Source organism: Blautia sp. AF32-4BH, from assembly GCF_003460565.1.
Classification (GTDB): Bacteria; Bacillota; Clostridia; order Lachnospirales; family Lachnospiraceae; genus Fusicatenibacter; species Fusicatenibacter saccharivorans.
The window spans coordinates 291,659-311,979 of the sequence record NZ_QTVL01000001.1 but is presented as its reverse complement, the minus strand read 5'-3'; the positions used below and the strand labels follow the sequence as shown (position 1 = coordinate 311,979).

General features: G+C 49.0%; 20 protein-coding genes. 2 read left to right on the top strand and 18 right to left on the bottom strand.

The features are described from left to right. Positions 1 to 12: 12 nt before the first annotated feature. Both DWZ44_RS01465 and DWZ44_RS01460 read right to left on the bottom strand, forming a co-directional pair. Positions 13 to 1,692 (bottom strand): DAK2 domain-containing protein, encoded by a 1,680-nt coding sequence (locus tag DWZ44_RS01465; protein WP_055226532.1) that lies wholly within the window; start codon positions 1,690 to 1,692, stop codon positions 13 to 15. A 24-nt stretch (positions 1,693 to 1,716) separates the two neighbouring features. Continuing rightward, positions 1,717 to 2,073: an Asp23/Gls24 family envelope stress response protein gene (locus DWZ44_RS01460; protein WP_022461895.1), complete on the bottom strand. Its 357-nt coding sequence runs from the start codon at positions 2,071 to 2,073 to the stop codon at positions 1,717 to 1,719. 244 nt (positions 2,074 to 2,317) lie between these two features. Between DWZ44_RS01460 and rpmB the strand changes: the two genes are divergently transcribed. Then, on the top strand, positions 2,318 to 2,503 hold the full coding sequence (rpmB, locus tag DWZ44_RS01455; protein ID WP_022461896.1) for a 50S ribosomal protein L28: 186 nt from the start codon (positions 2,318 to 2,320) through the stop codon (positions 2,501 to 2,503). 391 nt (positions 2,504 to 2,894) lie between these two features. Here rpmB and DWZ44_RS18355 read toward each other — a convergent pair whose 3' ends face one another. The 11 genes from DWZ44_RS18355 to ruvA all read right to left on the bottom strand — a co-directional run bounded on the left by DWZ44_RS18355 (position 2,895) and on the right by ruvA (position 12,882). Continuing rightward, positions 2,895 to 3,041 (bottom strand): hypothetical protein, encoded by a 147-nt coding sequence (locus DWZ44_RS18355; RefSeq protein ID WP_167622772.1) that lies wholly within the window; start codon positions 3,039 to 3,041, stop codon positions 2,895 to 2,897. 6 nt (positions 3,042 to 3,047) lie between these two features. Beyond that, positions 3,048 to 3,452: a GerW family sporulation protein gene (locus tag DWZ44_RS01450; protein ID WP_117760321.1), complete on the bottom strand. Its 405-nt coding sequence runs from the start codon at positions 3,450 to 3,452 to the stop codon at positions 3,048 to 3,050. A 3-nt stretch (positions 3,453 to 3,455) separates the two neighbouring features. Beyond that, on the bottom strand, positions 3,456 to 4,439 hold the full coding sequence (locus DWZ44_RS01445; RefSeq protein WP_117801030.1) for a DUF2953 domain-containing protein: 984 nt from the start codon (positions 4,437 to 4,439) through the stop codon (positions 3,456 to 3,458). Further along, positions 4,436 to 4,765, bottom strand: coding sequence for a hypothetical protein (locus tag DWZ44_RS01440; protein WP_022461899.1), 330 nt, complete (start codon positions 4,763 to 4,765; stop codon positions 4,436 to 4,438). Before DWZ44_RS01440 ends, DWZ44_RS01445 begins: the two co-directional genes overlap by 4 nt. Next, positions 4,749 to 5,225: an NUDIX hydrolase gene (locus tag DWZ44_RS01435; RefSeq protein WP_117508996.1), complete on the bottom strand. Its 477-nt coding sequence runs from the start codon at positions 5,223 to 5,225 to the stop codon at positions 4,749 to 4,751. The genes DWZ44_RS01440 and DWZ44_RS01435 overlap by 17 nt, the downstream gene beginning before the upstream one ends. 203 nt (positions 5,226 to 5,428) lie before the next feature. Continuing rightward, entirely contained in the window at positions 5,429 to 6,787 is a 1,359-nt protein-coding gene (locus tag DWZ44_RS01430) for a peptidoglycan D,D-transpeptidase FtsI family protein (RefSeq protein ID WP_202031401.1), read from the bottom strand. Positions 6,788 to 6,842: 55 nt separating this feature from the next. Beyond that, a complete protein-coding gene (locus DWZ44_RS01425; RefSeq protein ID WP_117508997.1) occupies positions 6,843 to 8,357 on the bottom strand; it encodes an FtsW/RodA/SpoVE family cell cycle protein in 1,515 nt (504 codons plus the stop codon). Between the two features lie 26 nt (positions 8,358 to 8,383). Continuing rightward, positions 8,384 to 10,597, bottom strand: a complete 2,214-nt coding sequence (locus tag DWZ44_RS01420; protein ID WP_117804074.1) for a U32 family peptidase — start codon at positions 10,595 to 10,597, stop codon at positions 8,384 to 8,386. 57 nt (positions 10,598 to 10,654) lie between these two features. Continuing rightward, positions 10,655 to 11,086 (bottom strand): cell division protein ZapA, encoded by a 432-nt coding sequence (gene zapA / locus DWZ44_RS01415; protein WP_055226374.1) that lies wholly within the window; start codon positions 11,084 to 11,086, stop codon positions 10,655 to 10,657. Positions 11,087 to 11,216: 130 nt separating this feature from the next. After that, positions 11,217 to 12,227, bottom strand: a complete 1,011-nt coding sequence (gene ruvB / locus DWZ44_RS01410) for a Holliday junction branch migration DNA helicase RuvB (protein ID WP_117804073.1) — start codon at positions 12,225 to 12,227, stop codon at positions 11,217 to 11,219. A gap of 40 nt (positions 12,228 to 12,267) precedes the next feature. Further along, positions 12,268 to 12,882 carry a Holliday junction branch migration protein RuvA gene (gene ruvA / locus DWZ44_RS01405; RefSeq protein WP_117508999.1) on the bottom strand — a complete coding sequence of 205 codons (615 nt, stop codon included), beginning with the start codon at positions 12,880 to 12,882 and terminating at the stop codon, positions 12,268 to 12,270. Between the two features lie 172 nt (positions 12,883 to 13,054). Here ruvA and DWZ44_RS01400 point away from each other — a divergent pair, with 172 nt between their 5' ends. After that, positions 13,055 to 14,143 carry a ribonuclease H-like domain-containing protein gene (locus DWZ44_RS01400; protein ID WP_117804072.1) on the top strand — a complete coding sequence of 363 codons (1,089 nt, stop codon included), beginning with the start codon at positions 13,055 to 13,057 and terminating at the stop codon, positions 14,141 to 14,143. Positions 14,144 to 14,207: 64 nt separating this feature from the next. Here DWZ44_RS01400 and DWZ44_RS01395 read toward each other — a convergent pair whose 3' ends face one another. From DWZ44_RS01395 to DWZ44_RS01375, 5 genes are all read right to left on the bottom strand, one after another. Next, positions 14,208 to 15,284, bottom strand: coding sequence for a putative ABC transporter permease (locus DWZ44_RS01395; RefSeq protein WP_117801018.1), 1,077 nt, complete (start codon positions 15,282 to 15,284; stop codon positions 14,208 to 14,210). 147 nt (positions 15,285 to 15,431) lie between these two features. After that, positions 15,432 to 17,333 (bottom strand): bifunctional 4-hydroxy-3-methylbut-2-enyl diphosphate reductase/30S ribosomal protein S1, encoded by a 1,902-nt coding sequence (locus tag DWZ44_RS01390; RefSeq protein WP_117509002.1) that lies wholly within the window; start codon positions 17,331 to 17,333, stop codon positions 15,432 to 15,434. A gap of 32 nt (positions 17,334 to 17,365) precedes the next feature. After that, complete coding sequence (gene cmk, locus DWZ44_RS01385; protein WP_022462337.1) at positions 17,366 to 18,031, bottom strand: (d)CMP kinase; 666 nt, start codon at positions 18,029 to 18,031, stop codon at positions 17,366 to 17,368. Between the two features lie 44 nt (positions 18,032 to 18,075). Beyond that, positions 18,076 to 19,323, bottom strand: coding sequence for an NAD(P)/FAD-dependent oxidoreductase (locus tag DWZ44_RS01380; protein WP_117804071.1), 1,248 nt, complete (start codon positions 19,321 to 19,323; stop codon positions 18,076 to 18,078). Continuing rightward, positions 19,320 to 20,294 (bottom strand): MurR/RpiR family transcriptional regulator, encoded by a 975-nt coding sequence (locus DWZ44_RS01375; RefSeq protein ID WP_022462335.1) that lies wholly within the window; start codon positions 20,292 to 20,294, stop codon positions 19,320 to 19,322. Before DWZ44_RS01375 ends, DWZ44_RS01380 begins: the two co-directional genes overlap by 4 nt. Positions 20,295 to 20,321 lie beyond the last annotated feature (27 nt).

Genomic DNA, 20,321 nt, shown 5'->3' with positions numbered 1-20,321 from the left:
CTTTCCTTACTCTTATTCAACCGAAACGACACAGTAGTAAATCGGCTGTCCGCCATAGTTTACTTCCACATCGCAGTCCGGATATGCCTGCTCGATTTTTTCGCCAAGGCTTTCGGCATCTTCCTCACTCATATCTTCACCGTAATAGATGCTGATCAGCTCGCTGTCCTCATCGACCATGGCGCGGATGGTTTCTTCTGCAACGGTAAGAATATCCTGTCCGACAGCGAGAAGTCCGTGATCGCCAAGTCCCATGATGTCGCCCTGATGGATCTCTTTCTCATCGATGTGGGTATCACGTACCGCGTACGTTACCTGACCGGTTTTCACCATCTGGATGCCCTCTGTCATGGCCTCCTCGTTCTCTTCTGCAGATTTCTCCGGCACATAGCTGATCATGGCTGTGATGCCCTGCGGAACGGTTTTGGTCGGAACAACGATGATATTTTTGTCCTCAGTCATGGCTTTTGCCTGATTTGCTGCGAGGATGATATTTTTGTTGTTCGGCAGAATAAAGATATTCTTTGCATTGACCTTCTCAATTGCAGTCAGCATATCCTCGGTGCTCGGGTTCATGGTCTGACCGCCCTCGATCAGGTAATCAACACCGAGTCCCTGGAAGATCTCTTTGATTCCCTCTCCGATGGACACGGCAATGAATCCGTTCTCCTTCGGCGGCTGTTTTGCTGCTTCTTTTCTCTTCTTATCTTCCTCTGCCTGCTGTGCTGCGATCTTTTCTGCGTTCTTGATCAGGCGCTCCTGATGCTCCTCACGCATGTTGTCGATCTTCATTCTGGTCAGCTGTCCGTACGTCAGCGCCTTGGAAATTGCTTTTCCAGGATCGTTGGTATGTACGTGTACCTTAACCAGCTCGTCGTCTGCAACGAGAACGATCGAATCTCCGATTCCGTTCAGGAAATCTTTGAATGCATAAACCTCTTCATCCGGAAGCGGGTTTTCCAGCATAATGATAAACTCGGTGCAGTAGCCGAATTTGATTTCTTTTTCTGTCTCTTTGGACGGTCTGACAAATTCTGTCTTTGCTTCCGGCATCTCGAAATTCAGATCAATCTCTTTCCCGAGGAACGCGTCATATGCGCCCTGCAGTACGGTTAAGAGACCCTGTCCGCCGGAATCCACAACGCCTGCCTCTTTTAATACCGGCAGCATCTCTGGTGTCTGGGAGAGCACGTACTCTGCATGCGCGAGAACGTCCTCGATGAATGCGTTCAGATCTTCGCTTTCCGGTGCAAGCTCTGCTGCTTTCTCTGCTGCTCCCTTTGCCACGGTCAGGATGGTGCCTTCTTTTGGCTTCATAACGGCTTTGTATGCAGTCTCGACTGCTTTTTCCATTGCCTCTGCAAGAATCTCTGCATTCAGCTCTTCATAGTCGCGGATCTTCTTGGTAAAGCCACGAAGGAGCTGGGAAAGAATAACGCCAGAGTTACCTCTGGCACCGCGCAGAGAACCGGAAGAGATTGCCTTGGAAAGGTTGTACATGTTCACTTCTGTGAGCGAGTTTACTTCCTTGACTGCGGACATGATCGTCAGCGTCATGTTGGTACCTGTGTCGCCGTCCGGTACCGGGAACACGTTCAGCTCATTGATCCACTCTTTCTTTACTTCCAGATTTTTTGCACCAGCCAGAAACATTTTTGCCAGTAAGCCGGCATCAATTGTATTTGTAGCCACTTTCTTCATTTCCTCCTATTACCATCAGTCGATGACGCGAACGCCTTCAACCAGGATGTTGATTTTTTCAATTTCCATTCCGGTGAACTCTTCCACCTTGTATTTCACATTATTGATCAGGTTATCTGTTACGGCAGAAATACTGACTCCGTAAGAAACAATCACGTGGAAATCCAGGGAAATTTTATTTTCCGAAATCGATACATTGATTCCGTGTGTCAGACTCTCTTTTTTCAGAAGTTTGACCAGTCCATCTTTCATGTTTACCGCTGCCATTCCGACAATGCCGAAGCACTCCACAGCAACGCTGCCCGCATACAGGGCGATTACATCCGGATTGATTACGATTTCTCCCAAGCCTGTATTCATACGACCTTTCATGCCTTGTATCCTCCAATTCCATCATACTATTCAAAACACATGGAGACAGGAATAACTGACTCCACTCTACGATACATTATAACCGCTTTTCCGCAAAAAAGAAAGTTTAAAATGAAAAACCTTCAAAATTCATATAATTTTTTCATTTTTTACTTGCAAAACCGGTATAGATCTGTTAGAATGACTTATGTTGTGAGTCTAAAATGCGTTTTGACTCAAGTACGTATGTCAAGGAGGTGCAATCATGGCAAAGTGTGCAATTTGTGAGAAGGGTGCTCATTTCGGAAACAACGTAAGTCATTCACATAGAAGAAGCAATAAAATGTGGAAATCTAACGTAAAATCTGTCAAAGTTAAAGTTGACGGTGTACCGCAGAAAATGTACGTATGTACTTCCTGCTTAAGATCCGGAAAAGTAGAGCGTGCATAAGTTGAATGGTTAAAAGGCCTTTCCAGTCCGGGAAGGCTTTTTTGCTGTTCAAAAAGAATTAAGATTTTAAAAAAAGTTCTGGGAAGAGCAAACAGGACATACGTTTTCGCTTATGCCCTGTTGTGCTCTATTTTTTATATTTTAAAAGGGAGAAAAAAATAGCGTGGTCTCTTAAGCTGAACCTGCCAACGATCCATATGCTTAGCAAAAGAAAAAGAGCATCCTACCGAAACTTTCGTTCTGGTAAGACGCCCTCGTCTTGATCTATGATATTAGTATAGTTGGCTGATTCATTTAAGATGGACTTATTATAGCGCAGCTTTCTTCATTTTGCAAGTATTTCTCTGTACAAATCAGCCAGTTCATTTCCGATCTTTTTGTGCATCTTTCACTATTCCCCTGTATTGCAGAACAGATGATATCCCACGCACAGCAGCAGAGCGGCCGCAAGAACCGTAAGAAATGAGCTACGGATCATCAGGCTGATGAGAAGCCCGACCCCCATCCAAAACAGCAGAAAACCTAAAATTCTGCACAAACGAGCTTACTCCTTATCCGCCTCTTGGTTTATTATATGCTCTACTTTCTCTGCGGTATACCCGTCCTCTTCCTTTTTGCCGGTAAAGCGGCTGATCAGATCCGGAGCCATGTCAATGATTTTGGTGACAGCATCCTGGTTTTTGATGTTGACCAGACGCGTTCCGTTTTTGCTGATGACAAGAACGGCGCTCGGAGAAATTTTTCCGCCCATACCGCCTCCTGCATTGTTCTTTGCATTTTCTGCGAATGCACCCGCTCCCACGCCGAAGGAAACGTCTACCAGCGGCAGAAGAATCGTATCCTCAATGTGGATCGCCTCACCTACGACCGTCTTTGTTGTGATAAAACTGTCCATTCCGCGGAACAGTGCTTCTACGGTATTCTGAAATGTGTTGTCCTTTTCTGCCATCTTTTAGGCCTCCTTGTGTTTGAAATGTCGTATGGTTTTCCGAAGATTCTGATCCCGGAATAATCGAAGTGCAATGCCGGCTGCTGTCACAGCCTGAAAACTTCCTTTCATCCGGACATCGCCCTGGAGAATTTCCTGTTCGAAATCCGGCTGGATGGAAAGGTCTTTCGGCAGTTTTCCATAAATCATACCCAGAATGCCGAGTGTCTCTCCGGTCAGTGCCGGATCGTTAAATCCGAACCGGACTGTGCCGGTTACTTTTTTCGGTGCTGCTTTCTTCAGGAAATAAAGCACTTCTTTCTTTGCATGGAGCAGCGCCTCACGGAACATCTTCGAACGGAAGAATTTTTTCACACTCTCCCACTTTCTTTTTAACCGTCTGCCTGCCTGGATTTTCTGCTCCAGTTTTTCAAGCAGACGGAACGGAAGTTCCAACAGCCGGAAAGCTGTCTGCAGCAGACGGCTGGCAAGATTCAGCAGTTTTTCCGGAAGATATTCGATCCTTCCGAAAAACCGTTCCAGAATGCTTTTTTTCGGCGCATCCGGTTCCTGCTCTTGCTCTGGCTGCTCCTTCTGTGCTGTCACCTTCTGCTGCTTTTCTTTCTGGTCCGGTGCTTTCTGCTCTGCTGTTTTTTCTGCTTCCGGCGCATTTTCTGTCTCATTTTCCTCCGTCCGGGGCACGGACGCTTCTCCCCGGCGGATCTTTTTCAGCCGCCGTTTCCATGTTTCCAGTGATGCCCCGAAAAGCAGAATCTGCGCCTCCGGCTTCTGTTCCTCATACGAGGCCGTCAGCGCGACAGCTCCGAAAAGCCACGATACTCTTCCGCTCGCTTTTACGCAGGCAAATCCCTCTTCTTCTTTCAGAACCTGCGCCCGGTAGCAAAAAGGAAGAAACAGGACGGTGCAGACGATAAGAAGCACGAGAAACAGTAAAACAAGGAGTAAAATCCCCAGTGCCTTCAAAATCATGAATAGTATATGTATCATTCACATCCCTCAATCCGGTTCAGCAGCCATTCCCGGATTTTTACTTCTCCGGTTTCCCGATAAGTTTCCAATGCGATCGCCTCCACAAGCTCAAAAGCTTCCTCGCGCGACACGGCAAGTCCGACAATCATCGGACAGTTTCTCCGCACGGCCGGCTGCAAAAGCAGATCCGCCGGAATTACATCCAGATTGTTCTGCTGATTGGAAGGCAGTGTGAGGAGCCAGACTCCCGGAACTGCTTTTTTGTTCTCAATCCGGCGCATCCATTTTTTCTGTTTCTTTTTTGCAGTATCCCCGACGTACAGATTTTTATACCAGTTTACCATATTTTCCCTGAGCCTGTGGCTGAACCTTCCATAAATTTGCTCTCTTCAGTTCCAGATACTCCTGATAGGCCTTTTCCAGAATCTGCCGTTCATTGGAAAACTTCAGCAGATGATATGCTTCGTGATACTTGTAATAGCCCGAATCCACAAAGTATTCTTCTCTCTGTGGACGGCTGTAGTAGCCGGATGAGACCATCAGATACCAGTGCACCTCTTTTTCCACGGTGTCCTCCGGAATGCTGAAGCTGTACTGGCTTTTTCCCACGTACTTGATGATGGTGCCGTGTACGCCGGACTCCTCATATACCTCGCGGACAGCAGTCTGTTCATGGGTTTCTCCCGGCTCAACGGTTCCTTTCGGCAGAACCCAGCCTTCATATTTGTTGCGGTAGCTTTTGTAAAGCGTCAATATTTTTCCACGGTAGATTACGATACCTCCGCAGCTTACTGCTTCGATCATACGTTTTAAGCTCCTTCTGGCTTTTTCCATTCCCTGACAGCTCTTTTCTTCCCGCTTGCCGCCAGATCTTCTGTTAAAAAGTATACCTCTTTTCCCGCCCCCGCGCAACCTTAAAACCGCATCCTTTTTCTAACATTTTTCTAAAAATTCAGAAAACGCGCCCGAACCCATCCTTTCCGGTTCGAACGCGTTTTTTTCATCGTTTACTGCTGTGCATAATATGCTTCAATTACCTGTCTTGCAATCGGTACAGCGACTTCACTCGAATATCCGCCGTTTTCTGCCACAACAGCAATGACAATATCAGGATCATCCGCATTGGAGAATCCGACAAACCAGGAATGCGGTGTCTCTCCGTCGCTTCCGTGTTCTGCGGTTCCTGTTTTACCGGCGATATTGTACGGCAGATCCGAAAGTGAAACTGCAGTTCCGCTCTGGACAACGCCTTTCATCAGCTCTGTCAGCGTATTGGCTTCGCTCTCGGACATTACCGTGCCAAGAGACTCTTTGTAAAAGGTTTTGACTGCCTGTCCGCCCGCAGACACAATGTTGTCCACATAACGCGGTTTGATCATTTCTCCATCATTTGCAACCGCGGAGGCGATCAGTGCCATCTCCATCGGTGTTACCAGCGTATCGCCCTGGCCAATGGAGGTCTGCATCACAAGAGCATCCGCCGTTGTCGAATCAAGGTCGAAAGAACTTTTGCTGGTCGGAAGCTCCAGATCCAGACGGCTGTTCAGATACAGGGAATCCGCCAGCGAGCGGAAGGCATCTTTATCCAGCCCAAGGCCAATCTGTGCAAAGGCAGAGTTGCACGAATGTGCAAACGCACCTGCAAAATCTTCCGGTCCATGCACTTCACCGCCGGAGCAGTGAATCGTATAGTTTCCTGCTGTCAGCTCACCGTCACAGTCGAACGAAAAACCGTCCAGTGTGCCGTTCTGACGGAGATACGCAAGCGAAGTAACAATCTTGAACGTAGATCCCGGCGGATATCTTCCCTGCAGACCGCGGTTCAGAAACACGCCGCTCTCATCGTCTGCGTTCAGTGCCTCCCAGTCCTCATCAATCGTATTAGGATTAAAAACCGGATTGCTCACATTGGCAAGTACACGGCCTGTTTTTGCCTCCAGCACGACAACTGCACCGCGGTATCCGTCCAGTGCATCGGCCGCGGCCTGCTGGAGTGTTGTATTCAGCGTTGTATAGAGACTGTCTCCCGGGTTCTTCGCATCGCTGAATTCATTCTTTACCTGCTTTAACTTACTTGTATGGGACTCCATCAGCATATAGTTGTAGGAAGATTCGAGGCCGCTGTTTCCTTTTCCCGTGTAGCCAACCACCTGCGCAAACAGGCTGCCGAACGGATACGTTCTTACCTCATCCCCGTTTTCATCTGTCGTCGTCTTTGCCAGTTCCTGGCCGTCCGCAGAATAGATTGTTCCGCGGATCACGCGCTCTGCATAGTTATTCTGTCTCGTATTGTAAGAACTATTCAGAAATTCTTCTTTCCGCACGACATTAAAGTAAACGAGATACGCGATCAGCCCAAGAAACATGGCCACGAACAGGAACGAAACGATCAGATACGGCCCTGCGCCGTTGTTTGCCGCCTTACCAGTGGAGGCTGTTCTCGGTCTGCTCTTCGATCCGCCGTTCGAATTCATCCGGCTGCTCGCGGTACTTCTGGCGGGTTCCCTGTCCGTCGTTCCGGCTGCCGCTCTTCTTTCGTCTTTCGGTCTCTTCGTCCGGGCGTCGTTTTTTCTTGGCGCCTGGGTCGTTTTTCTGCTGGTTTCGTTTCTTCTTGTTTTGTCTTTTCTCAAGCTCCTCACCTTCGTCTTCCCTTAAGATGTACAATCCCTGAATGATCGACAGCATCAGCACCGTGGAGAACATAGAGCTTCCTCCATAGCTGACCAGCGGCAGCGTGATACCTGTCATAGGAATAAATTTAATGGTTCCTCCGATGGTGAGGAACACCTGTGTCGCATATTCCGTTCCAAGACCCATGGCAATCAGTTTGTAGAACCGTTTGCTCATCTTCATGGAAATATTGATAATCAGAAGGAATGTGGACATGCACAGCAGAATCAGGCAGATTCCGAAGATAATGCCCATCTCCTCACAGATCGCACAGAAAATAAAGTCTTTCGTTGCAACCGGGATAATGTCAGGCCGTCCCTCGAAAAGGCCGGTTCCGAACCATCCGCCGGAGCACATGCCGAAGAGTCCCTGTGCTAACTGGCTGCTGATATCCCAGTTTCCGATCGGATCCTGCCAGAGTGCCACACGGTTCCGTACATGGGAAAACAGGAAATACGCCACAACGCAGGCGGCACTCATTCCCGCAAGTCCCAAAAGCGGATATCTGGCTTTTCTCGTTGCCACATAGATTACAACCACGTACGCCATAAAGAAGACGAACGCAGTTCCAAGGTCGGTGGATGCAACAAGGATCAGCACATGAACTGCCGCAACGACCGTTGCTTTCACAACGTTTCCAAAGGAATTATCCTCGCGCAGCATGCCTGCCATAAAGAACACGAGTGTGATCTTGGCAATCTCGGAGAGCTGGAACGTAATGCCGTGGATTTCGATCGACAGCTTCGCACCGCCGGAAGTAAAGCCAAGCACCATAACGACGGAAAGCATGGCAATTCCGAGCACAGCGTAAATCCAGGTCAGATTTTTCAGAAACTTGCCCTTTCGGACAATGACCGGAATGATGAAGCAGAGCAGTGTGGATGCCGCCAGAATTTTGTACTGGGACATCGCCTTTGACACGCTCAGTCTCGTCAGAATAATCATGCTGATCGAGAGCAGCATACACATGTTGTTTACCAGGATCATCGATGCCTTCCGGTAAATCAGGCGGTACAGGATCTGTACGCCCAGGATATACGCCATCGTGAGCAGAAACATCTGAATCGTTGATACTTCGCCTTCCTGCAGGAACATCACGAAAAAACAGATGAAATTCATCAGAATGATCATGATGATCTGCCGCATCAGAATGTAATGGCGCTCATCCTCATCCCGCTCTTTGAGTGCAGCAAACGACTGCACGGTAAAACAGATCATGAGGAAGGTAATCACATATTTTGATAACTGAACAATGGTATTTTCCATAAATTCCCCTTATTTTTTCTCACCGTTTACTCTACTTTCCGGCGGAAATGGCCTTTGGTATATTCCCGTTCGGCCGGAACTGCGATTCCTTTACAGTACGTTCCAGCAAACGCAGCGGCGATTTCTTTTGTCTCCTCCAGTGTCTCGATGGTAAAATTCAGCCGCACCGCAGCCGGATGCATGGACCGGATCTCATCGGCTTCTTTTACCAGGCCGAGCGGAAGGCTGTTGTAGATCACACTGTAGCACGAGGTGCAGTAACTCTTCACCGGGAAGTATTTTCCCATCCGGTCTTTTAAGCGTACCAGAGAATAACTGTGATTGCAGCCGTTCAGGTTCTTCTGGACACACTGGGCGGAAACCATCATCGGAAGGTAGCCGTAGACCACCATTTCGCTGTTCGTATTGTCACGTTTTCCGATTTCCCGTTCGTTCAGCTCATACGGAACGGTATCACGCTGCACGCCCTGCTCCTGCCAGAATGCCTGCGCACGGCTGTTGTACGTGTAAACACTGTAATCGAGCCGGATATCCTTTTCCATTCCCATCTCTTTCAAAAACGAAAAGCTTTCGAGATTGCGGATCAGGAAACCGCCAAGACCGATCTCCTTCAGACAGCGGAACATGTCGCGGTATTCCTTCAGATCGCCTTCACGTACAACGTGCGGCAGCATCAGATAAACCTGTTTTCCCAGTTCTTTCGCCTGCAGGATGCCTTTTTCCGCCTGCTCTTCGAAGATTTCCCGTTTGAAGCATCCCATGCCGGCGTAGATCGTCGTGATCTCCGGAATCTCGAGCAGTGCATTCCACTGGGCTCTCGTCTCGGCAGATGCGGTCAGCTCCATTTTCTTTTCTGCCCTGCTCTCCTGGTCCGGTTTTCCAGATGCTTTTGCTTCCTGTTCCGGCTTTTCCGCTGCTTTTCTGCGGTATGGCTCTGTCATCTCTTTCACCAGCTGGTCTGAAACGCCTCTCCGCAGCTCGTTTAACGTCTGCATCGGCACGAAACAGTTGTCATCCATACAGACATCGAGTTCTTTGAAATAGAATGGTGTCTCGCCTGTCTTTTCCAGCTGTGTTTTTACGCGTTCCGCGGTCAGCGGCTGCTTCTTTGCCGGTTCTACCATGCCCGCCTCTGCTGTTACGCTGTATTTTCCGCTTTCTGCACTTAAGAACGCCGGCTGGCCCGGATACAGGGTCAGAAAGCCGGAAATCGGCTCTTTTGCCTCAGTCTCGATATAATCTCTCTGGATCTCATAAAAGAGCTGCTCATTTCTGCGCTGTTTCTTTTTATTTTCCTGCTCTTTTTCGTTCTTCAGCGCCATCATATCGCGTCCGTTTCTTACGGTATAATAGCTTTTGTTGAAACCGTCACGGTTATACAGCTCATACAGCTTTTTCATGTCCTCCGGCAGAACGTGGAAACGAGACGGCTTTTTCTCGTACAGATCGAGGTATTTGCGGTAAATGCTGACAACGCCCGCTGTATACTCCGGCTTTTTCATTCTGCCTTCGATTTTGAGGGACATAATCCCGGATTTTACAATCTCCGGCAGCAGTTCTACCGTACACATATCCTTCGGGCTTAACGGATAGCGGTCGCCCGGCTCCCCCATGCGGTGGTTGTCTTTATCGTACGCTTCGTACGGCAGACGGCACGGCTGCGCGCATCTTCCGCGGTTTCCGCTTCTTCCGCCGATCAGGCTGGAAAAAAGGCACTGTCCCGAATAGCAGTAGCAGAGCGCCCCGTGGACGAAGCATTCAATTTCAAGGTTGGTCGTCCGGTGGATTTTCTGGATCTCCGCAAACGAAAGCTCACGGGCCGGTACCACACGCGTTGCGCCAAGGCTCTCCAGGAAACGCGCTCCCGCAGATCCTGTCACTGTCATCTGTGTGCTCGCATGAATGTCGAGATCCGGGAACCAGGAGCGGACCGCCTTTAAAACGCCCATATCCTGGACAATCACGGCATCCAGTCCCTGCTCATAGTACGGACGCAGATACGGATACAGTTTCTCTTCCAGTTCCTCCTCTTTTAAGAGGGTGTTGACCGTCAGATACAGTTTCCGGTTCCGCAGATGGACGTAATCGATGGCTGAGAGAATCTCCTGCTCATCCAGATTTTTTGCATACGCTCTTGCGCCGAATGCGGCTCCGCCGAGATAGACGGCATCCGCACCGGCGGAAACCGCTGCTTTTAACGCTTCCATCGAACCGGCTGGTGCTAATAATTCTGTCTTCATCTTTATCTCCTAAAAACGGGCGATTACCTGTTCCGCAATCCCCCGTTTTTCCTTCTTTTACGCTTTTAATAAATCTTCCAGATCCTTATTTGCCTTATCAAGCTGCCGCTGCAGTTCTTCCATCTCGCCGCGCACATGTTCCAGCTCGATTCGTTTCTCTTCCAGCTCTTTTTTCAGATCGCCGGCCTGGATTTCCGCTGCAATCAGATCGTGCTTCATATCGTAGGTTTCCCGGTCTTTGGCTTCCATATCCTCTTCGAGGGTATCTACCTGGCTTTTTGCTTTGAAATAGTCGTCTGCAATGTTCAGTGCAAGCAGTGTGTGCTTCGTATCCACCGACAGGCGGTTGTATCCGGCTGACTGGGAAAGTTCGCTGATCTTCTGATTCAGATAAGCAGCTACTTTCTGCAGATATTCCGGGCTCTCATAGCCTCCCAGTGTGATAATTTTTCCATCTATTAAAACCTGTGTTGTATTTTTTACAGCCATTCTTTTGCTTTTCCTCCACTGAATTTAACCGGACCAAACTCCCGGCTAATATAACCTATCATATACCGAAAATGGAAGAAAAACAACCTTTTTCTGCAAAAAGCGACAGGAAATGAAAGATTCAGGGCTTTTACTCTTCGATCTTACGCGGTGCCTCCAGCCCCAGGTGGTGCCAGGTAAATTCCGTTGCCACTCTTCCGCGCGGAGTGCGGTTGATAAATCCGGATTTGATCAGGAACGGCTCGTAGACATCCTCGATGGTGCCGGCATCTTCTCCAATCGATGCTGCCAGGGTATCGAGTCCCACCGGACCGCCCTGGAACTTTTCCATAATGGTGGTAAGAAGCAGCCGGTCAGTCTGATCCAGTCCGTAACGGTCTACTTCCAGCAGATCGAGAGCAAACGATGCGACCTCTTTTGTGATTCTTCCATCGTATTTCACCTGGGCAAAGTCGCGGACACGCTTTAAAATCCGGTTTGCCAGGCGCGGTGTTCCCCTGGAACGGCGTGCCATCTCAAGCGCTCCCTGTGGATCCACCTCCACATTCAGTACTTTTGAGGAGTGCAGGATAATGTTGGCCAATTCTTCCTCCGTGTAAAATTCCAGATGGTGGATGACACCGAACCGATCGCGGAGCGGAGCAGTCAAAAGACCTGCACGCGTTGTTGCGCCGACCAGCGTAAACTTCGGCAGATCCAGGCGGATCGAGCGCGCCGAAGAGCCTTTTCCGATCATGATATCAATCGCAAAATCCTCCATCGCTGGGTAAAGAACCTCCTCGACCTGGCGGTTCAGGCGGTGGATCTCATCAACAAACAGGACGTCGCCCTCCTGCAGATTGTTGAGGATCGCTGCCATCTCACCCGGTTTTTCGATCGCCGGGCCGCTCGTTACCTTCATATGGGTTCCCATCTCATTTGCAATGATGCCCGCCAGCGTTGTTTTTCCAAGTCCCGGAGGGCCGTAAAACAGCACATGATCGAGAACATCACTTCGCTGTTTTGCTGCTTCAATATATACTTTCAGGTTCTTTTTCGTCTTTTCCTGTCCGATGTAGTCGTCCAGGTGCTGGGGACGGAGCGAACCTTCGATTTTCACGTCCTCCTCGAGAACGTCAGTTGTGATAATTCTTCTTTCCATCGTTATAAGGTTTCCTTCTTCCACAATTTAGGACCATCTGCTAAAACATATGCTTCAATGCCGCTTTCAGCACAGCCTCGCTGTCCATGCCTTCGGTGATTTCGACTTTCTTTACTGCCTGCAGTGCTTCCGTTCCGGAGTAGCCAAGCGCAGTCAGCGCCTGTACCGCATCCTGGAAGGCATCCGGTTCGCCTGTCTGCCGTACCGCCGCAGCCGCCTGATTTCCTGCCAGCTTCTGCTCGAACGCTTCCTGCAGGTCGAATTTGTCTTTTAATTCCAGAATCAGCTTCTGCGCGGTCTTCTTTCCGATGCCCGGTGTTTTGGCAATCGCCTGGACATCTTCCGAGAGGACGGCAAAGCGCAGATTGTCTGCAGTAAGCGTGGACAGCACCGCAAGCGCCGCTTTTGGTCCGATGCCGCTTACGCCGATCAGCATACGGTATATTTCAAGATCTTCACGGGACAGAAAGCCGAATAGGGAAATTCCGTCTTCCCGCACACTCATATGGGTATATATCTTTAACTCTTCTCCCTCCCGGATGCCTGCGTCGAACATACTCGCTGGAATATTCAGCTCATAGCCGATTCCATGGCTTTCGAGAATCATTTTTCCTTCCGAAAGAGAATCTACAGTTCCTTTGATAAATGCAATCATGTTTTTCCTCCAAAGCGCCGTTTTCTTTTTTCGAAAGCGAACGCACATTCTATTATAGCAGAACTTTTCTCATCACGCAACGATTAGTCGCTGTCTTTCTTGCATGTCAGATTTTTTCGTCTTATAATATCTTTAGATTCAAAAAAGTTTTTCAAAGGAGACAAAAAACCTTATGCAGATCATAGATTCTACCCCCGCTGCTCTCTCTGCCAATCTTCAGATGTATCTGAGAAACGGCGATGTCTTTTTCGATATTGAGACGACCGGCCTTTCCTGGCGTACCTCGCATCTCTATCTGATTGGTGCGCTGTTCTTTGACCCGGCCGCGGATGCTTTCACACTGCGCCAGTGGTTTCTTGATCGACCGACCGAAGAAAAAGAGATGCTTGTCTCTTTTTTCACGTTTCTTTCCGACGTGAAGCAGCTGGTGCATTTTAATGGAACGACATTTGATCTTCCTTACCTCACACACAAAGCACTGTTTTATCAGATGGAAGATCCGCTTTCGTCAATCGCATCCCTGGATCTTTATCAGGCACTCCGCCCGTTTCAGTCAATCCTGGGACTTTCTTCAATGAAACAGAAAAATGTGGAACAGTATCTCTCATTCCCACGGAAGGATCAACTTAACGGAAAACAGTTGATTTCTGTTTACCACGACTATCTTCAGACACTGGATGAAAAGAAACTGGAACTGCTTTTCCTTCACAATTATGAGGATGTCCTCGGCATGGGTTCTGTTCTGGAACTGCTCGCGCTTCCTGCCCTGTTTCACGGCGATTTTTCTGTCCAGTCGTGTCGTTTTACCGGACAGACACTGGAAGTTTCACTGCAGCCCGAGCGGGAAGTTCCGGTTTTCCTCTCCCGTGTCTGCGCGGATGGTTCTCTTACAGCCTTTGGTTCACGGGTTTCTCTCTCCCTGCAGACGCATACGGCGGAGCTGAAATATTTCTTCCCGGACTATAAGAATTACTATTATCTTCCGCTGGAGGATCAGGCTGTTCACAAGAGCGTTGGCGCGTTTGTCGATCCGGAACACCGTCAGAAAGCAAAGGCTGCCAACTGCTATCAGCGGCGGACCGGTACATTTCTTCCGCAGCAGAAAGAGTTTTTCACCCCGGCCTTCCGCGAGGATTTCAAAAGCCGCCCTTACTATTTTGAGTGGTCCGATGCCTTTCTTTCGCAGGAAAATCTCCTGAAAGAGTATCTCTGTTCCGAGCTTCAGCTCTTTTTCAAAGACAATAGCAAAACCAGAAAATAAAACAGCCGTACACGTTTTTGCATGCACGGCCGTTTTTCCGGGACTGTCCTTTCCAAGCAGTCCTTTATTTTTTCTCTTCTTTCTCTTCTACCTTTTTTTCTTCCTTTTTCAGAGAAGCATGATGCGTTCCCTGCAGATGCGGATAGGCGCGCAGATAACGTTTCGTTGTCAGGCGCATCAGCCAGTTGGTCGGAAGCTGCGGTTTTGTCATCTGGTCAAAGCGCTCCAGCAGCTCTTTAAGATCCGGCATCTTATCGCTGCGCACATCAAATCCAAGTGCCGCAAACCGTTCTTTCTGCTCTGCTCCGAACTCGGTCAGGCGTTCCTTCTGCTCTGCTCCGAACTCCATCAGGCGGTTCTTCGACTCGGAAAGCGGATTTCTTCTTCCCTCGGCTTCTTTCCGCTCCTTCTCCAGCTTCTGCATCTGCTCCATTGCCTCAGACAGTGTCTGGCGTTTCTCGGCCAGATATTCTTTCATCTTATCTCTGGAATACTCTGCACGATACTGCTGTACTTTCGCATTCATCTCCTCGGCAAGCTGGTTAAAGCGGGATTTCTGCAGATATTTCATAAATTCTCCCCACGTTTTCTCCAGACTGCGCATCTTCTGTCCCAGCTGGAATGCTGCGGCTGCGGAAAATCCAAAATCTACCAGATAGCAGACGGTAACAACGGAAACAATGATCTCTCCTGTAGTATCCGAAACAAGATTCACTACTTTCACGGCAATCGGCTGCAGAATATAGAACAGCCCCAGTGTAAAGAATCCCCAGGCAATCGAACTGCTGAGGCAGATCTTTCCCTGAAAATTAAACTTCTGATTGCTGTAGTCCCACCAGTGCGCATGAAAAATGGTCTCCATCAGCACGCCGGTTACATATTCCAGAACCGTCGCTACAATGACACCTCCGAAATACAGTGCCCAGACGTTCGCTTCAAACGGGCGCAGGATCAAGTATACCATAACAGCGCCGGTGCCGTACAGTGTCAGCAGCGGACCATTGACAAAACCGCGGTTGACCAGTTTTTTCTGCCGGATCGATACATAGGAACTCTCCCATATCCATCCGCAGAAGCTGTACAGCCAGAACCATGCTAGAACGTGGTACAGATCCACACCCAGAATCTTCGTCTCCCACATAAACTTTCATCCCCTTTTTCTTTTCTGGTGCCAAAAACAGGATGATAAGAAAATACCGCAGGCAACAGGTTTCCTGTCTGTTCAGGAAACCCGGTTGTCTACGGCATTCTAATCATCCAACTGCAGCACCTGCAAGTTAAATTATTCTTACTCTTCTACTGGCTCTTCGTTTTCCAGAGCTTTCATGCTCAGAGAGATTTTTTTGTCTTCCTCGTTGAAATCAACTACTTTTGCAGTGATTTCCTGTCCGATTTTCAGTGCATCAGACGGTTTCTCAACGTGCTCTCTGGAGATCTGGGAAACATGAAGCAGAGCATCTACGCCCGGCTCAAGCTCAACGAATGCACCAAAGTCAGTCATACGGGCAACACAGCCTTCTACTACGTTGCCTACAGCGTATTTGTCAGCAGCGTTCAGCCACGGATTCTCTTCCGGGAATTTTAAGGAAAGAGCGATCTTGTCGCCGTTGATGTCTTTGATCAGAACTTTTACAGTCTCACCAACTTTGAATACTTTTTTCGGGTTCTCTACGCGGCCCCAGGACATCTCAGAGATGTGAAGCAGTCCGTCAGCTCCGCCCAGATCGATGAATGCGCCGAAATCGGTAACATTCTTAACAGTTCCCTCTACAACATCGCCAACTGCAATGCGTGCGAACAGTTCTTCCTGCAGTTTCTTCTTCTCAGCAACGATGAGCTGTTTGCGGTCACCGATGATGCGTCTTCTTCTCGGGTTGAACTCGGTAATAACGAATTCAATTTCCTGATCTGCATATTTAGACAGATCTTTTTCATATACATCAGATACAAGGCTGGCCGGAATGAATACTCTGGTCTCCTCAACAACTACGGATAATCCTCCGTTCAGTACCTGTGTTACTTTTGCTTTCAGAACTTCATGATTCTCGAATGCTTCCTCGAGTCTCTTGTTGCCTTTTTCAGCAGCAAGTCTCTTGTAAGTAAGAAGGACCTGTCCCTCTCCATCATTTACTTTCAGAACTTTGACTTCCATTTTGTCACCTGGCTGTGCAACGGTGTGAAGATCGATGGAAGAATCGTTGGAATATTCGTTTTTGGTAAGAATACCATCGGCTTTGTATCCGATATTCAGGATAATCTGATCGTCTTTGACATCGATTACAGTACCCTCAACGACTTCTCCGTTTCTGATTGTTTTAAATGATTCATCCAGCATTTGTTCAAAACTCATTTCTGACATTTTTTGAACCTCCTCAATTATTTTATTCGGGGTGGATGCCCCAGCTGTAATACCTACGCGACCAAATGATTGAAAAGGCTTAGATTCCAAATCAACGAGTGTCTCTATAAAGTAAGTATTTTTACATTCTTCTTTACATATCTCATACAGCTTTTGCGTGTTTGAACTATGTCTGCCTCCCACGACAAACATGGCATCAACCTTCCTGGCAATTGCTCTCGCTTCCGTCTGTCTTTCCTCGGTAGCGTTGCAGATAGTCTTTAAAACAGTACTATCATAACTCTTTTTCAAAAAAATTTCAACTAAATCTTTAAATTTGTTGTAATTAAATGTCGTCTGTGCCACAATAGATATTGGTTTTCCATTTTCGGGCACAAAACTTTCCGCTTCTTCGGCGGTATGCATCACGGTAACCGGGCCGCTCGCCCATCCCATGATGCCCTGTACCTCCGGATGATCCGCGCTTCCGATGATGACGACGTGGCGGCCTTTTCTGCCCTCCTCGTCCACAATCCGGTGGATCTTCTTGACAAACGGGCACGTCGCATCTACAATCTTCATGCCGCGCGCTTCGATCTTTTCACAGACATCCCGCGACACGCCATGCGACCTGATCACAACGGTTCCGCCGGAAAGCCCCTCTAGTTCATCTTCCGAATGGATCACCTGCACGCCGCGGTTTTCGAGATCCTCCACAACCTGTTCGTTGTGAATAATCGGCCCGAAGGTGTAGACCGGCTTTTCACCGCTCTCAATTTCACGGTATACCGTATCGACCGCCCGTTTGACGCCGAAGCAGAAGCCTGCACTTTTTGCAACAGTTACTTCCATCTGTTTTTCTTCTCCTCTTTTCTCTGCCGCGTTTACATACGCTCGCGGGCAAGGCTTAAGATCTTTTCCACAACCTCATCGATCGTCATTTCAGAGCTGTCAACGAGTACGGCGTCTTCTGCCTGTACCAGCGGGGAATGCTCTCTGTGCATGTCCTGATAATCACGCTCATTGATATCTTCCTCGATTTTCGCAAGATCGGCTGTCTGTCCCTTTTCGGTCAGCTCTTTCCAGCGGCGCAGTGCGCGGACATGGGCACTTGCTGTCAGATAGACTTTCAACGGTGCGTTCGGCAGAACGGCAGTTCCGATATCGCGGCCGTCCATCACAAGATCCGTATTCTCCGCCATCTCCTGCTGCAGCTCCACGAGTTTTTTCCGTACTTCCAGATAGGCGCTTGTCGCGGATGCCATCTTTCCAGCCTCCTCGGTGCGCAGTCTTCCGGTGACATTGACGCCGTTTAAATAAACCTGCTGCTCTCCGTTTTCGTAGGAAATGGAAATTTTCACATCTTTGCAGGCTGCCTCAATTTTTTCCTGCTCTTCCGGTGCAATGCCAAGATCTGAAAAATAGATGCCCATGGCACGGTACATTGCTCCTGTATCAACGTAGACAAACGAAAGCTCCTTTGCCACACGTTTTGCGATTGTACTTTTGCCAGCGCCTGCCGGTCCGTCAATTGCAAGATTAAATCTCATCTTCTCTCTTCCTCCTGAAAATTCTAAAATCTGTGATCCATATTTTATTCCTGTTCTTCCTTTGCCCGGATCTCTTCGGCTGCAGCATGGGCACTTACCCAGGCAATCTGCAGATTGAAGCCGCCGGTCAGTGCATCGAGATCGAGCACTTCTCCTACGAAGTACAGACCTTCTTTTTTCTTTGCCTCCATCGTGCCCGGACGGATCTCTTTCACGGAAACACCACCCTGTGTGATAATTGCTTCACGGAAACCCCGTGTTCCGGTTACTGTAAACGGGAAATGCGTGATCAGCTCTTCAAAGTGCTGACGCTCCGCTTTCGATACGGCATTGACCTGTTTGTACGGGTCGATCCCGCCAAGAGAGAGCATCACCGGAAGCAGTTTCGCCGGGAACAGACTGTTGATCACGTTGCGGAACTGTTTGTTCCGGTTTTCCTCAAATTCACGCAGGATCCGCGCATCCAGCTGTTCTTCCGTGAGTGCCGGCTTCAGGTTCAGATATCCTTTCAGCGGCTGCTGTTCCAGTGCTTTTCCGATGTAGGAGCTCGCAGAAAGCCCCAGCGGGCCGGAAATTCCGAAATGTGTAAACAGCATCTCGCCGAATCCATCGAACAGCGTCTTTTTGCCGTTTTTAATCGTCATCGTCACATTTTTCAGGGAGAGTCCCTGCAGCTCACGGATGTACGCTTCCTCTGTTTCCAGCGGAACCAGCGCCGGGCGGAGCGGAGTGACGGCAAGTCCTGCCTCTTCTGCGAAACGGTAGCCGTCTCCATCCGACCCCGTCGTCTGGTACGACATACCGCCGGTTGCGACAACGACATCATCGTAAAAAAGCTCTTTCCCGTTTTCCAGGCGGATTCCTTTCACGCGGTCTCCTTCGAAAAGAAGCTCTTTTACTTTTGTATTCTTATGCACCTGCACATTTTTCCGTTTCAGTTCCGTCTCCAGCGCGCGGATAATATCCGAGGAGTGATCTGACTCCGGGAATACACGGTTTCCGCGCTCCACTTTTAAGCGGACACCTGCCGCTTCGAAAAACTCCTGCACCTGGGCGCTGTCAAAGCTGTAGGCGGAGCTGTACAGAAATTTCGGGTTTGTCACCACATTCGTGAAGAACTCTTCTGTCGGGCAGTCGTTTGTCACATTGCAGCGGCCCTTTCCTGTGATAAACAGCTTCTTTCCCAGCTTTTCATTTTTTTCATAGAGATGAATCTCTGTCTTTTCGCCGGCGGCAAGCACGGCGGTCATCATTCCGGCGGCGCCTCCGCCGATTACTGCTGCTTTTCTCATGCTTTCTCCTTTACCGGCAGAGCTGCCTTTTTTCCGCCCATGGGACGTGCATCGTCCAGCCCGTTGATTTCATCGTTGCTGTAAACCTGGTACTCATCCCACAGTTTTTCCATGCTCTCAAGTGTCTTTTTCACATCCGCCTGGCGTTTCATGCAGAGCGCCACGACAAGCGCATTGATTACACTCAAAGGGGCCACCAGAGAATCGACGATCGATGCCATATCGCTCTTGGCAATCAGCGTACAGGCTGCATAAACATTCATCGGTGAATGCACACTGTCTGTGATCGTAATTACCTTCGCTTTGCGGCTGTTCGCAAATTCCAGTGCCTTCATCGTACGCATCGAATACCGCGGGAAGCTGATGCCGATCACCACATCATCCTCCGTGATGCGGATCATCTGCTCGAAAATCTCGCTGGAACTGTTTGTCTGTACCTGGCGCACATCCGGGAAAATCATATGGAGATAGAACGCCAGAAAGCTCGCAAGCGGCGCGCAGCTCCGAATGCCGACAATGTAGATTGTCCGCGCAGAAAGAATCGTATCCGCAGCGCGCTCAAAGGCGCTCCGGTCCACTTCTTCCAGCGTCATCTTGATTTTTTCAATGTCCGACTGCAGGACGGTCTCCAGAATTTCTCCCTGCGGCACGCGGCCATACGTAAACTGCATCCGCTGCACCGAATTCAGACGGTTCATCACCATCTCCTCCAGTGCGCGCTGGAACTCCGGATATCCCGCGTAGCCAAGCTGCATCGCAAAGCGAACCGTTGTCGATTCGCTGACGCCGACCTGCTGTCCCAGGCGCGCTGCCGTCATCGATACGGCCTGGTCATAATGCGCCGTAATAAAATCTGCCAGCCTCTTCTGTCCTTTGCTCAACTTTCCGTAATTTTGATTCAGACGAATGAGGAGATTCTCGTTCGCTGCCTTCTGCTCTTCTGAAGAAGACTGTTCTTTTTCTTTTTTCATGTTATTTTCTTCCTGATTTGTTTTTCC

Bases quoted from the DNA above. Each gene is read 5' to 3' on its own strand.
- zapA (WP_055226374.1), bottom strand. From the start codon at position 11,086: ATGGCTGTAAAAAATACAACACAGGTTTTAATAGATGGAAAAATTATC.
- DWZ44_RS01395 (WP_117801018.1), bottom strand. From the start codon at position 15,284: ATGTGGGAGACGAAGATTCTGGGTGTGGATCTGTACCACGTTCTAGCA.
- DWZ44_RS01375 (WP_022462335.1), bottom strand. From the start codon at position 20,294: ATGAAAAAAGAAAAAGAACAGTCTTCTTCAGAAGAGCAGAAGGCAGCG.
- DWZ44_RS01380 (WP_117804071.1), bottom strand. From the start codon at position 19,323: ATGAGAAAAGCAGCAGTAATCGGCGGAGGCGCCGCCGGAATGATGACC.
- DWZ44_RS01390 (WP_117509002.1), bottom strand. From the start codon at position 17,333: ATGGAAGTAACTGTTGCAAAAAGTGCAGGCTTCTGCTTCGGCGTCAAA.
- DWZ44_RS01445 (WP_117801030.1), bottom strand. From the start codon at position 4,439: ATGATACATATACTATTCATGATTTTGAAGGCACTGGGGATTTTACTC.
- DWZ44_RS01460 (WP_022461895.1), bottom strand. From the start codon at position 2,073: ATGAAAGGTCGTATGAATACAGGCTTGGGAGAAATCGTAATCAATCCG.
- DWZ44_RS01435 (WP_117508996.1), bottom strand. From the start codon at position 5,225: ATGATCGAAGCAGTAAGCTGCGGAGGTATCGTAATCTACCGTGGAAAA.
- DWZ44_RS01425 (WP_117508997.1), bottom strand. From the start codon at position 8,357: ATGGAAAATACCATTGTTCAGTTATCAAAATATGTGATTACCTTCCTC.
- ruvA (WP_117508999.1), bottom strand. From the start codon at position 12,882: ATGATTGCATTTATCAAAGGAACTGTAGATTCTCTTTCGGAAGGAAAA.
- DWZ44_RS01400 (WP_117804072.1), top strand. From the start codon at position 13,055: ATGCAGATCATAGATTCTACCCCCGCTGCTCTCTCTGCCAATCTTCAG.
- DWZ44_RS01450 (WP_117760321.1), bottom strand. From the start codon at position 3,452: ATGGCAGAAAAGGACAACACATTTCAGAATACCGTAGAAGCACTGTTC.
- ruvB (WP_117804073.1), bottom strand. From the start codon at position 12,227: ATGGAAAGAAGAATTATCACAACTGACGTTCTCGAGGAGGACGTGAAA.
- rpmB (WP_022461896.1), top strand. From the start codon at position 2,318: ATGGCAAAGTGTGCAATTTGTGAGAAGGGTGCTCATTTCGGAAACAAC.
- DWZ44_RS01430 (WP_202031401.1), bottom strand. From the start codon at position 6,787: ATGTTTCTTGGGCTGATCGCGTATCTCGTTTACTTTAATGTCGTGCGG.
- cmk (WP_022462337.1), bottom strand. From the start codon at position 18,031: ATGAGATTTAATCTTGCAATTGACGGACCGGCAGGCGCTGGCAAAAGT.
- DWZ44_RS01440 (WP_022461899.1), bottom strand. From the start codon at position 4,765: ATGGTAAACTGGTATAAAAATCTGTACGTCGGGGATACTGCAAAAAAG.
- DWZ44_RS01420 (WP_117804074.1), bottom strand. From the start codon at position 10,597: ATGAAGACAGAATTATTAGCACCAGCCGGTTCGATGGAAGCGTTAAAA.